The following is an 11,881-nucleotide window of genomic DNA, read 5'->3' as shown; positions in this document are numbered from 1 at the left end:
GCAGGACAGGGCGAAGGGCTGGGGTACAGCCCGCTAACGACTGTAAGTCGCTGATCGATGATCGATCAAAGAGTTGACGGCAAAATTTCATGATCTGCAGAAATTGGCATCCAGTGCCGGTGGGCGGGGCACGCGGTGACGCCGTAAAGCGGTATGAATCGGGCGGCCGATCAGGCGCGCGGTGCGCATCCGAGCACGTGGTCCTTCACCAGTGCGCCGATGAGCGGATCCCGGCGCCGGAACGCCTCCACCAGTTCCTGGTGTTCCTCCGCGTACGACTTCTGGACGGTGCCGAGCCAGCGGATGGACAGCGCCGTGAACACCTCGATGCCGAGCCCCTCCCAGGTGTGCAGCAGGACGCTGTTACCGGCGGCGCGCACCAGCTCGCGGTGGAAGTCGACCGTGTGCCGCACCTGCGCGGTGCCGTCGGCCCGCCGGTCGGCCTCGTACAGCGCCGTCACGTGCGGCTCCAGGGCGGAGGTGTCGGTGGCCAGCCGCTCGGCGGCCAGCTCGGCGGCGATCTGCTCCAGACCGGCCCGCACGGGGTAGCTCTCCTCGAGATCGGCGGCGGTCAGATTCCGCACGCGTACGCCCTTGTTGGGCGCGGACTCGATCAGCCGCAACGACTCCAGCTCGCGCAGCGCCTCACGTACGGGCGTCTGACTGACCGCCAGCTCGGTCGCGATCCGCCGCTCGACGATCCGCTCACCCGGCTTCCAGCGTCCGCTGACGATGCCCTCCACGATGTGCTCGCGGATCTGCTCGCGCAGCGAGTGGACGACGGGCGGGATCATGACGGGGCTCCTTCGGGTGGCCGTGGCCGAGGTTACCTCTCCCGGGCGGGCGGCCAGGGGGATCATGACTGAGGGACAACGAGACCTTTACGCGACGGCGCCCCCGGCCGGATCTCTCCGGGCGGGGGCGCCGTCGTGACATACGGACGTGCCGTACGGATGCTGACTACAGACCCAGCTCGACCTCGAACTCGCCCGCTTCCAGGATCCCCTTGACCGCCGTCAGGTAGCGGGCGGCGTCCGCGCCGTCCACCAGCCGGTGGTCGTAGGAGAGCACGACGTGGACCATGTCGCGCACCGCGATCGTCTCGCCGAGGTCCGGGTGGTTGATGACCACCGGACGGCGGACCGTCGCGCCGATGCCCAGGATGGCGACCTGGTTCGGGGGCACGATGATCGTGTCGAACAGGGCGCCGCGCGAGCCGGTGTTGCTGATGGCGAAGGTCGCGCCGGACAGCTCGTCCGGTGTGATCTTGCTGCCGCGGACCTTGCCCGCCAGCTCGGCGGTCTTCTTGGCGATACCGGCGAGGTTCAGGTCGCCCGCGCCCTTGATGACCGGCGTCATCAGACCCTTCTCGGAGTCCACGGCGATGCCGATGTTCTCCGAGTCGAAGTACGTGATGGTGCCCTCGGCCTCGTTGATACGGGCGTTGACCACCGGATACGCCTTCAGCGCCTGGGCCGCGGCCTTGACGAAGAACGGCATCGGGGACAGCTTCACGCCCTCACGGGCGGCGAAGGATTCCTTGGCCTGCGCACGGAGCCTCATCAGCTTCGTGATGTCGACCTCGATGACCGACGTCAGCTGGGCCTGGCCGTGCAGCGCCTTCATCAGGTTGTCGCCGATGACCTTGCGCATGCGCGGCATCTTGATCGTCTGGCCACGCAGCGGGGAGACCTCCAGCTTGGGGGCCTTCGACGCGGCGGGAGCCGGAGCGGCGGCGGGCGCCGGGGCCTGGGCGGCGGCCTTGGCGGCCTCCGCGGCGGCGACGACGTCCTGCTTGCGGATGCGGCCACCGACGCCGGTGCCCTTGACCGAGGCCAGTTCGACACCGTTCTCGGCGGCGAGCTTGCGCACGAGCGGAGTCACGTACGCGCCCTCGTCACCCGAAGCGGCGGCAGGTGCCGCGGCGGCGGGAGCGGGAGCGGCGGGGGCGGACGGGGCCGGAGCCTGAGCGGCCGGAGCGGGCGCCGCCGGGGCGGGCGGAGCCTGCGGGGCCGGTGCCGGGGCCGGAGCGGCGGGAGCCGGCGCCGGGGCGGCCGGAGCGGGGGCCTCCTGCTTCGGAGCCTCCTGCTTCGGCGCGGCCGGAGCCGGTGCCGGGGCAGCCGCCGGAGCGGCACCTTCGGCGCCGATCACGGCCAGCTTCCCGCCGACCTCGGCGGTCTCGTCCTCGGCGACGACGATCTCCAGCAGCACACCGGAGACCGGGGCCGGGATCTCGGTGTCGACCTTGTCGGTGGAGACCTCCAGCAGCGGCTCGTCGGCCTCGACCGAGTCGCCGACCTCCTTGAGCCAGCGGGTGACGGTGCCCTCGGTGACGCTCTCGCCGAGCGCCGGGAGGGTGACGTCGGTGCCCTCGGCGGAGCCGCCGCCGGCCGAAGCCTCGGCGGTCGGCGCGGGCGCCGGGGCCTCGGTCTCGGTGGACGGAGCGGCCGGAGCCTCCTGTGCCGCCGGAGCCTCCTGAGCGGGCGCCGGCGCGGGCGCGGCCTCGGCCGGAGCCGCGGCCTGCTGCGGCGCCTCGGCGGCGGCCTCGCCGCCCGAACCGTCGTCGATCACGGCGAGTTCGGCGCCGACCTCGACCGTCTCGTCCTCGGCGACCTTGATCGAGGCCAGGACTCCGGCGGCCGGCGCCGGGATCTCGGTGTCGACCTTGTCGGTGGAGACCTCCAGCAACGGCTCGTCGGCCTCGACGCGCTCGCCCTCGGCCTTCAGCCAGCGGGTGACTGTGCCCTCGGTGACGCTCTCGCCGAGCGCCGGCAGGGTTACGGAAACCGCCATGGTCTCAGTTGCTCCTAACGGTGGGATCTCCCCAGCTTGCGCGGAGCGCCGAGCGAGGGGAAGTGCGGTAGTGGTCGTCGCGCCCGGACTGACGCATCAGTCGTGGGAGTGGAGCGGCTTGCCGGCCAGGGCCAGGTGGGCCTCGCCGAGGGCTTCGTTCTGCGTCGGGTGCGCGTGGATGAGCTGCGCGACCTCGGCCGGCAGAGCCTCCCAGTTGTAGATCAGCTGAGCTTCGCCGACCTGCTCGCCCATACGGTCACCGACCATGTGGACGCCGACCACGGCACCGTCCTTGACCTGGACGAGCTTGATCTCGCCCGCGGTCTTCAGGATCTTGCTCTTGCCGTTGCCCGCCAGGTTGTACTTCAGAGCGACGACCTTGTCCGCACCGTAGATCTCCTTGGCCTTGGCCTCGGTGATACCGACGGAGGCGACCTCGGGGTGGCAGTACGTCACCCGGGGCACGCCGTCGTAGTCGACGGGGACGGTCTTCAGGCCCGCCAGCCGCTCCGCCACGAGGATGCCCTCGGCGAAGCCGACGTGCGCGAGCTGGAGCGTCGGGACGAGGTCGCCGACGGCCGAGATCGTCTCCACGTTCGTACGCATGTATTCGTCGACGAGCACGAAGCCGCGGTCCATCGCGACGCCCTGCTCCTCGTAGCCGAGGCCCTGCGAGACGGGGCCGCGGCCGATCGCGACCAGCAGCACCTCCGCGTCGAAGGTCTTGCCGTCGGCCAGCGTGACGCGCACACCGTCCTGCGTGTACTCGGCCTTCTCGAAGAAGGTGCCGAGGTTGAACTTGATACCGCGCTTGCGGAAGGCACGCTCCAGGAGCTTGGAGCTGTTCTCGTCCTCGACCGGTACGAGGTGCTTGAGGCCCTCGATGACGGTGACGTCGGTGCCGAAGGACTTCCACGCCGAGGCGAACTCGACGCCGATGACGCCGCCGCCCAGGACGATCGCCGACTCCGGGACGCGGTTCAGCTTCAGCGCGTGGTCCGAGGAGATGATCCGCTCGCCGTCGATGTCCAGGCCGGGCAGCGACCTCGGTACGGAGCCGGTGGCGAGCAGGACATGACGGCCCTGGACACGGCGGCCGTCGACGTCGACGGAGGTCGGGGAGGAGAGCCGCCCCTCACCCTCGATGTAGGTCACCTTGCGGGAGGCGACCAGACCCTGAAGTCCCTTGTAGAGGCCGGAGACGACCTCGTCCTTGTACTTGTGGACACCCGCGATGTCGATGCCCTCGAAGGTGGCCTTGACCCCGAACTGCTCGGACTCGCGCGCCTGGTCGGCGATCTCGCCGGCGTGCAGCAGAGCCTTCGTGGGGATGCAGCCGTTGTGCAGGCAGGTGCCGCCGAGCTTGTTCTTCTCGATCAGGGCGACGTCCAGGCCCAGCTGCGCTCCGCGCAGCGCCGCGGCGTAACCGCCGCTACCGCCGCCGAGGATCACTAGGTCGAAAACGGTGCTGGCGTCGTTCGCCACGTCACGTCCTCCATGCATGTGCGCCGGGCGCGGTCGATGACCGGGCGGCGGCTGGTGTTCGGCCGCTGTTTCGTCGGCCCTGTGGTGGGGGCCCTGTCCTGCCGAGAACCCATCTTCGCACTTGTCGGAGGGCGGCGGGACGCGGGGCCGGGGTCTGAGACGGCCGGTCGGCCGCGATCAGGGGTTACTGACTCGTACGGTGTCGCACGCGTGCCCGTGCGGATGCCCGAACGTGCGCCGTACACACGTCGTAAGCACATCCGGGGTGCGACGCCGGGACGTGCGGTGCGCACGCACGGGTTTCGCCGGAGGCGGAAGGGCCCGCCCCGCGAGCCCCGGTACTCGACCGGAACCCACGGGGCGGGCAACACATTCCCGGCGGCGGCCGAGGTGCCGGCCGCCCTCCGGTCAGCCCAGGTCGCCCGCGGCGGTGCGCTCGGCGAGCCTGACCAGCGTGCGGATCGAGGAGCCCGTACCGCCCTTGGGCGTGTAGCCGTACGGCGCGCCTTCGTGGAAGGCCGGACCGGCGATGTCGAGGTGCGCCCAGGTGATGCCCTCGCCCACGAACTCCTTGAGGAACAGTCCGGCGACCAGGCCGCCGCCCATGCGCTCACCCATGTTCGCGATGTCGGCGGTGGGGGAGTCCATGCCCTTGCGCAGCTCGGTCGGGAGCGGCATCGGCCAGGACGCCTCGCCGACCTCCTCGGCGATCTCGTGCAGGGAGGTACGGAACGCCTCGTCGTTCGACATGATGCCGAACGTCCGGTTGCCCAGCGCCACGACCATGGCGCCGGTCAGCGTCGCCACGTCCACGATCGCGTCGGGCTTCTCCTCGGAGGCGCGGGTGATCGCGTCCGCGAGGACGAGCCTGCCCTCGGCGTCGGTGTTCAGGACCTCGACGGTCTTGCCGCTGTACATGCGCAGGACGTCGCCGGGGCGCGTCGCGGTGCCCGACGGCATGTTCTCGGCGAGCGCGAGCCAGCCGGTCACATTGACCTGGAGACCCAGCCGGGCCGCCGACACGACGGCGGCGAGGACGGCGGCGGCGCCGCTCATGTCGCACTTCATCGTCTCGTTGTGGCCCGGCGGCTTGAGCGAGATGCCGCCCGAGTCGTAGGTGATGCCCTTGCCCACGAGGGCGATCGTCTTCTTCGCCTTGGCGTGCGTGTACTCCAGGCGTACGAGGCGCGGGCCGTGCTCCGAGCCCTGGCCGACGCCGAGGAGACCGCCGTAGCCGCCCTTGACGAGCGCCTTCTCGTCGGTGACCTGGACCTTGACGCCGTGCTCCTTGCCGGCCGCCGTCGCGATCGCGGCGAACGTCTCCGGGTAGAGGTCGTTCGGCGGGGTGTTGATCAGGTCGCGGGCGCGGTTGATCTCCTCGGTCAGCGAGATCGCGCGCTCGACCGCGGCCTTGTGCGCCTTGTCGCGCGGCTTCGCGCCGAGCAGCGTGACCTCACCGAGCGGCTGCTTCACACCGCCGTCGCCCTTGTCGCCGGCGGACTTGGCGGACTTCTCCGTGCCGCGGTAGACGGTGAAGGCGTACGCGCCGAGCAGCGCGCCCTCCGCGACGGCCTCGATGTCCTCTGCCCCCTCCAGGGGCAGCGCGAACGCGGCCTTCTTGGCACCGGAGAGCGTGCGGGCGCCGACACCGGCGGCGCGGCGGAGGGTCTCGGCGCCGTACGCCTCGTCCTTCTCCGGGACGGTGCCGAGACCGACGGCGATGACGATCGGGACCTTGAGGCCGGACGGTGCGGGGAGCTTGGTCGCCTCGCCCTCGGCACCCGTGGCGCCGAGGGACTCCAGGACGGAGGCGAGCTTGCCGTCGTACGCCTTGTCCACGGCCTCGGCGCCCGGCGCGACCGTCGGGCCCTTGGCGCCCTTCGCGACGCCGACGACGATCGCGTCGGCGCGCAACGTCGCAGCGCCGGCTGTGCTGAGAGTGAGAGCAGTCACGGTGGTGAAATCTCGCTTCCATAGAAGTTCTTCGGCGGAAGCCGGTCTTTCGCAGGCCCGGCCGTGCCCGCCGCATCGTAATTCGGCCCGCGGAACACCTGGAACGAGCCTACGCGCGGTGCACGCCCTCCCTCACGGCGGCGGTCGTGCTCGGCCGGAACCGTATGTGTCCGTATGCGGTCCGCCGCGTGTGATCTGCTGAGGCGGGCCCCGGCCCGACGATCATGAACCGAGCACGAAGGACCCGCGACAGCCGTGAAGACCCCGCTCCCACTTCTCCTCCTCATGTCGCTGCTGCTCGTGGGCGGCTGCGCCGGTGGCGCCCGGCCGGGTGCCACCCCCGGGCCGGACGGCGACGGTGCGAGCGCGAGCGCGGGGGAGCGCTGGCGGCCGGAGCCGGGGCTCGACTGGCAGTGGCAGCTCAGCGGCGCGCTGGACCCCACCGTGGACGTCCCCGTCTACGACATCGACGGCTTCGACCATCCCGCGTCGGCGGTCGCCGATCTCCACAGCCGGGGACGCAAGGTCATCTGCTACCTCTCCACCGGCGCCTGGGAGGACTTCCGGCCGGACGCCGCCAAGTTCCCCAAGTCCCTGCTGGGCAAGGGGAACGGCTGGGAGGGCGAGCGATGGCTGGACATCCGCCGTACGGACGTCCTCGAACCGTTGATGGCCGAACGGATCGACATGTGTAAGAAGAAGGGCTTCGACGCGGTGGAGCCCGACAACATGGACGGCTACCGCAACTCCACCGGGTTCCCCCTCACCGCCGCCGACCAGCTCCGCTACAACCGGCTCGTCGCCCGCCTCGCCCACGAACGCGGGCTGTCCGTCGGCCTCAAGAACGACCTCCCCCAAATCCCGGAGCTGGTCGGGGACTTCGACTTCGCGGTCAACGAACAGTGCGCGCAGTACGAGGAGTGCGCCGAGCTGACGCCGTTCATCGAGGCGGGCAAAGCGGTCTTCCATGTGGAGTACGAGCTGCCGACGCGGCGGTTCTGTCCCGAGGCGAGGCGGCTGAAGCTGAGCGCGATGCTGAAGGAGTACGAGCTGGGGGTCTGGCGCAAGGCCTGCTGAGGGGGCCTCAGTTGAGGGGCCGCCGGCCGGGAGGCCGTCAGCCGGTCAACTGAAGGCCCGTCAGCCCAGGGTCAGGACGACCAGGGCCGCGGTGGCCGCCGTCTCGGCGAGCCCGCCGAAGACGTCCCCCGTGACACCGCCGAAGCGGCGTACGCAGTGCGCGAGAAGCCACTGCGCGGCCCCGAGGCCGGCGGCCAGGGCCAGGGCGTGGTGCAGGGCGCCGTACCAGCCGAACAGGCCGCCGCACGCCGCAGCGGCGACCGCCGTCACCAGCAGCGCGGCGAGCGCCGCCGTCCGCGCGGGCACGGAGCCCGCGACGGCGGCGCCCAGACCGTCGGGCCGCGCGGGGGGCACGCCGCCGCGCGCGGCCAGCGTGAGGGCGAGCCGCGCGGTGACGGCCGCGAGGGCGGCGGCGACGGCGCCGTACGCCCAGCCCTCGTCGTACAGCTCCGTCAGCGCGGCCACCTGCGCCAGCAGGACGAGCAGCAGAGTGATCACACCGAAGGGGCCGATGTCCGACCGCTTCATGATCCGCAGTGCGTCCTCGGCCGGTTTCGCACTGCCGAGGCCGTCGGCGGTGTCGGCCAGACCGTCCAGATGCAGCCCCCGGGTGAGCACGGCGGGGACGGCGGTGGTGGCCACGGCGGCGAGCAGCGGGCCCGTGCCCGCCAGGAGCAGCAGCCCGCCCACGGCGGCCGCGCACAGGCCGACGACGAGGCCGGCCAGTGGCGCCGCCAGCATCCCGGCGCGGGCGGCGTCGCGGTCCCAGCGGGTGACCCGGACCGGGAGCGCGGTGAGCGTGCCGAAGGCGAACCGTATGCCGTCGGCCGCCGCGTGCGTGGAACGGGGGGCGCTCATCGCGCGAACAGTAGCCGGGAGGGGGTGGGCGGGCGGACGGGTGCTCAGACGATAGGTTGCCCATAGTTGTGCAAAGCGTGCCAAAACGGAGGCGGGTGGCATGGGTTCCTGGTTCCACCAGAACTTCGTCGAGCCGGGCAAGGTGCCCATGCTGCTCGCGCTGGTCTCCTTCGTACTGACCTTCCTGATCACACGGATGATCACCCGGCTCATCCGCGCGGGGAAGGGGCCGTTCCGCAACGTCCGGCCCGGCGGGATGCACATCCACCACGTGGTGCCCGGCGTGGTGCTCATGGTGATCGGCGGCTTCGGCGCGGTCGGCAGCGACAGGCACGGGGTCGGGGCGGCGGTGTGCGCGGTGATCTTCGGGATGGGCGCGGGTCTGGTCCTCGACGAGTTCGCGCTGATCCTGCACCTGGACGACGTGTACTGGACCGAGCAGGGCCGGCGGAGCGTGGAGGTCGTTGTCCTCGCCGCCGCGCTCGCGCTCCTCGTACTGAGCGGCTTCTCGCCGCTGGGCGTCGACTCGCTGTCGCCGGAGGAACGGCAGGACCGGGTTTCGCTGCTGCTGAGTCTGGTCCTCAGCTTCGTCTTCGTACTGATCGCGCTGTCCAAGGGGAAGCTCTGGATGGCGCTCGTGGGCACGCTGGTGCCCCCGGTGGCGATCGTCGCCGCGCTGAGACTGGCGCGGCCGGGGTCGCCCTGGGCCCGCCGGTTCTACCGGCGCCGCCACCGGGCGCGCGCCCGGATGACGCTGCGCGCGTACCACCGCGACCGCCGCTGGTCCGCCCCACGCCGCCGCGTGCAGGACTGGATCGGCGGCGCCCCGGACGACGAGCGGAAGCGGGACGCGACACCCGCGCCCCCGCGCTGAGCCGCGTCCGTCGGCGCGCGCACCGCGGCGGTCAGCAGGATCGCGGCGGACGGTCCTGCGGGCAAGGGCATCGGGATTTACGGCTCCGAGCCCGACCCCGGTCGCCACCGGGGGCCGCGCCGTCCCTCCCGCCCGCGCCGTGGCCCCGCGGCCCGATGAACGCCCGCTGGCACCGCCCTAGGGCCTGTCGTTTGGATCAGGCCGGATCAGGGAGTGGGGTCTGGTGCGTGCGGTCGCAAGGCGGAGGAGGGAGACAATGCGGAGCGTTGGCGACCGACGACAACGCGGCGGGCGTGCGTGCCAGGGGCCGCGAGCCCGGCAAGATCCGAACGACAGGCCCTAGGTGACGTCCTCGATGCCGGCGCTCTCCGCCTCGGACTCCGGCGCCGCGCCGTCGGGATCCGGCGTCTCCGGTCGCTCCGGCAGTTCCGCCGCCAGCGCCGCGGCGGCCCGCACCATCGGCAGCGCCAGCAGCGCACCCGTCCCCTCGCCCACGATCACCCCGTGGTCGAGCAGCGGATTGATCGCCATCCGGTCCAGCGCCTTGCCCTGCGCCGGCTCCCCGCTCACCTGGCCCGCCAGCCACCAGTCCGGTGCCCGGAACGCCGCCCGCTGGCCGACCAGCGCGCACGCCGCCGACACGACGCCGTCCAGGATCACCGGCATCCGCCGCACCGCGCTCTGGAGCAGGAACCCGGTCGTCGCCGCCAGATCCGCGCCGCCCACCGTCGCCAGCAGCTCCAACTGGTCACCGAGCACCGGCCGCGCCCTGCGCAGCGCGTCCCTGATCGCCGCGCACTTGCGCATCCACGCGAGGTCGTCGATCCCCGCGCCGCCGCGCCCCGTGACCACGGAGGCGTCCGTGCCGCACAGCGCCGCGATCAGGGCGGAGGCCGCTGTCGTCCCGCCGACACTCAAGTCACCGAGGACGACGAGATCCGTGCCGGAGTCGGCCTCCTCGTCGGCGATCGCCATGCCGAGCCGTACGGCCTGCTCGGCCTCCTCGATCGTCAGCGCGTCCTCGACGTCGATACGCCCGCTGCCGCGCCGCACCCGGTGGCGTACGACCTCGGTGGGAAGCAGCTCCGGATCGCAGTCGAGACCGGCGTCCACGATCCGTACCGGCACCCCCGCGCGGCGCGCCAGCACGGCCACGGGGCTCTCGCCCTCAAGTACCGCGCGCACCAGCAGATGCGTGCTCCCGGCCGGGCGCGCCGAGACGTTCAGCGAGGCGACACCGTGGTCACCGGCGAAGATCACCACGCGCGGCTGCTCGATGGCCTTGACGGGCACGGTCGCCTGGGCGGCCGACAGCCACTCGGCCAGTTCGTCGAGCCGGCCCAGCGCGCCGGGCGGGACGATCAGCCGCTCGCGGCGTTCCTCGGCGTCACGCCGCAGACCGCCGTCGGGGCGCTCGATCAGATCGGAGAAGTCGTCGAGATTCAGCGAGCTCATTCGCCGAACAGTACCGGCAGCGCCGCCGCTCGTACCGGCCCGCCCGCCGTCAGCCGCGCAGTGTGAGCGCCTGCCCGGCGACGACCAGCAGGACGTGTTCGCACTCGGCGGCCACGGCCGCGTTCAGCCGCCCCAACTCGTCCCGGAAACGCCTGCCTGAGGCCGTCGCGGGCACCACGCCCGAACCGGCCTCGTTGGTCACCAGGACCACCGTGCGGCGCGTCGCGCGTACGGCGCCGACCAGCTCGCCCGTCCGCTCCCGCAGCGCCTCCTCGCCGCCCGCCGCCCACGCCGCGTCGTCCCAGGCGCCCACCCGGTCCATCGCGTCCGTCAGCCACAGCGACAGACAGTCGACGAGCAGGGGCGGGCCCTCGTCGGCCAGCAGAGGCGTCAGGTCGCAGGTCTCGGCGGTCCGCCAGGACCCCGGCCGGCGGTCGCGGTGCGTGGAGACCCTGGCCCGCCACTCCGGGTCGCCGTCCCGCGCGCCGCCGGTCGCCACGTACAGCACGCCGGGGAACGCGGCCAGCCGCCGCTCGGCCTCCAGGGACTTCCCGGAGCGCGCGCCGCCCGTCACCAGCGTGCGGCGCGGCAGATCGGGTACGGCGTGGTACTCACCGACCGTCAGCGTCGTCCCGTCCGGCACGGCCCGCGCGCCCGCCGCCGCCAGCCGGCGGTCCAACTCCTCGCCCGGCGGCACGTCGTGACCGATGTGGACGGCGATGACATCGGTGGTCGGGCCGACCGATCCGGCGGCGCGCAGCCGGGCCAGTGCGTCGGGGCGGCCGATCACATCGGCGACGAGCATGTCGTACGGCGCGGGCGCGGCGTCCCGCGCGGAACGCGCGCCGCCCCGTCCCGTCCCACCACCGGCGGGGTCGCCGTTCCCGTTGCCGGTGGGGAGTCCCGCGGGGGCACCGCCCGGCGGCAGGTACAGCAGCCGTTCGCCGCCGGGGGCCGTCACCTCGTAACCCGTGCCGGGGGAGTCCATCGGCACGGCCCGCACCCGGTGTCCGCTGATCAGCGTCAGCACCCGCCCGTCCGCGACCCGTCCGGCCGTCGGCAGTCCGGCGGGCAGCTCCACGGGCGGGCCGTCGTGCGGATGCGTGAGCAGCACCTGCCGTACGCCGGTCAGCGAGTGCCCGGCCCGCGCGGCGGCGAGCGCGGCACCGGGGGTGAGGTCGAGCAGCACCGCACCGTCCACGAGCAGCGCGGTCGCCGCCCGCGCGAGGGGGCCGCGGGCGGTGGCGCACGCGGCGCAGGGGCAGTGGGGGCGGGGGAGCCCGTCGGGGGCTCCGGTGCCGAGCAGAGTCAGTTCCACGCGGTCGATCCTCCCGTGTCACCGCGCTGGGTGCGCGCCCGGCTACGCTGCGGGCAGCAAACAGATCA

The 11,881-nt window shown here is 72.6% G+C and carries 9 protein-coding genes; 2 read left to right on the top strand and 7 right to left on the bottom strand.

Annotated features, from left to right (window positions below; genetic code table 11):
• Positions 1-170 precede the first annotated feature (170 nt).
• The 4 genes from ACFWHU_RS06650 to ACFWHU_RS06635 form a co-directional block, all read right to left on the bottom strand.
• Entirely contained in the window at positions 171-794 is a 624-nt protein-coding gene (locus ACFWHU_RS06650) for a GntR family transcriptional regulator (protein ID WP_078077712.1), read from the bottom strand.
• A 166-nt stretch (positions 795-960) separates the two neighbouring features.
• Positions 961-2,793, bottom strand: coding sequence for a 2-oxoglutarate dehydrogenase, E2 component, dihydrolipoamide succinyltransferase (gene sucB, locus ACFWHU_RS06645; RefSeq protein WP_387224167.1), 1,833 nt, complete (start codon positions 2,791-2,793; stop codon positions 961-963).
• Between the two features lie 96 nt (positions 2,794-2,889).
• Positions 2,890-4,278, bottom strand: coding sequence for a dihydrolipoyl dehydrogenase (gene lpdA / locus ACFWHU_RS06640; RefSeq protein WP_385803109.1), 1,389 nt, complete (start codon positions 4,276-4,278; stop codon positions 2,890-2,892).
• 408 nt (positions 4,279-4,686) lie between these two features.
• A complete protein-coding gene (locus ACFWHU_RS06635) occupies positions 4,687-6,231 on the bottom strand; it encodes a leucyl aminopeptidase (RefSeq protein ID WP_387224166.1) in 1,545 nt (514 codons plus the stop codon).
• A gap of 255 nt (positions 6,232-6,486) precedes the next feature.
• Here ACFWHU_RS06635 and ACFWHU_RS06630 point away from each other — a divergent pair, with 255 nt between their 5' ends.
• Positions 6,487-7,308: an endo alpha-1,4 polygalactosaminidase gene (locus ACFWHU_RS06630; protein WP_385803113.1), complete on the top strand. Its 822-nt coding sequence runs from the start codon at positions 6,487-6,489 to the stop codon at positions 7,306-7,308.
• Positions 7,309-7,368: 60 nt separating this feature from the next.
• On the opposite strand, the gene ACFWHU_RS06625 is transcribed toward ACFWHU_RS06630, so the two are convergent.
• Complete coding sequence (locus ACFWHU_RS06625; RefSeq protein WP_385803115.1) at positions 7,369-8,166, bottom strand: adenosylcobinamide-GDP ribazoletransferase; 798 nt, start codon at positions 8,164-8,166, stop codon at positions 7,369-7,371.
• Between the two features lie 100 nt (positions 8,167-8,266).
• Here ACFWHU_RS06625 and ACFWHU_RS06620 point away from each other — a divergent pair, with 100 nt between their 5' ends.
• Positions 8,267-9,040, top strand: a complete 774-nt coding sequence (locus ACFWHU_RS06620; RefSeq protein ID WP_387224165.1) for a hypothetical protein — start codon at positions 8,267-8,269, stop codon at positions 9,038-9,040.
• 339 nt (positions 9,041-9,379) lie between these two features.
• On the opposite strand, the gene cobT is transcribed toward ACFWHU_RS06620, so the two are convergent.
• Entirely contained in the window at positions 9,380-10,486 is a 1,107-nt protein-coding gene (gene cobT / locus ACFWHU_RS06615) for a nicotinate-nucleotide--dimethylbenzimidazole phosphoribosyltransferase (RefSeq protein ID WP_387224462.1), read from the bottom strand.
• Positions 10,487-10,544: 58 nt separating this feature from the next.
• Positions 10,545-11,813, bottom strand: coding sequence for a bifunctional adenosylcobinamide kinase/adenosylcobinamide-phosphate guanylyltransferase (locus tag ACFWHU_RS06610; protein WP_385803119.1), 1,269 nt, complete (start codon positions 11,811-11,813; stop codon positions 10,545-10,547).
• Positions 11,814-11,881: the final 68 nt, after the last annotated feature.

Source organism: Streptomyces sp. NPDC060366 (assembly GCF_042725135.1).
Classification (GTDB): domain Bacteria; phylum Actinomycetota; class Actinomycetes; order Streptomycetales; family Streptomycetaceae; genus Streptomyces.
The sequence above is the reverse complement of the archived record's forward strand: the minus strand, read 5'-3'. Positions and strand labels throughout refer to the sequence as shown.

Coding starts and splice junctions, on each gene's coding strand:
- ACFWHU_RS06650 (WP_078077712.1), bottom strand. CDS start 794: ATGATCCCGCCCGTCGTCCACTCGCTGCGCGAGCAGATCCGCGAGCAC.
- sucB (WP_387224167.1), bottom strand. CDS start 2,793: ATGGCGGTTTCCGTAACCCTGCCGGCGCTCGGCGAGAGCGTCACCGAG.
- ACFWHU_RS06625 (WP_385803115.1), bottom strand. CDS start 8,166: ATGAGCGCCCCCCGTTCCACGCACGCGGCGGCCGACGGCATACGGTTC.
- ACFWHU_RS06620 (WP_387224165.1), top strand. CDS start 8,267: ATGGGTTCCTGGTTCCACCAGAACTTCGTCGAGCCGGGCAAGGTGCCC.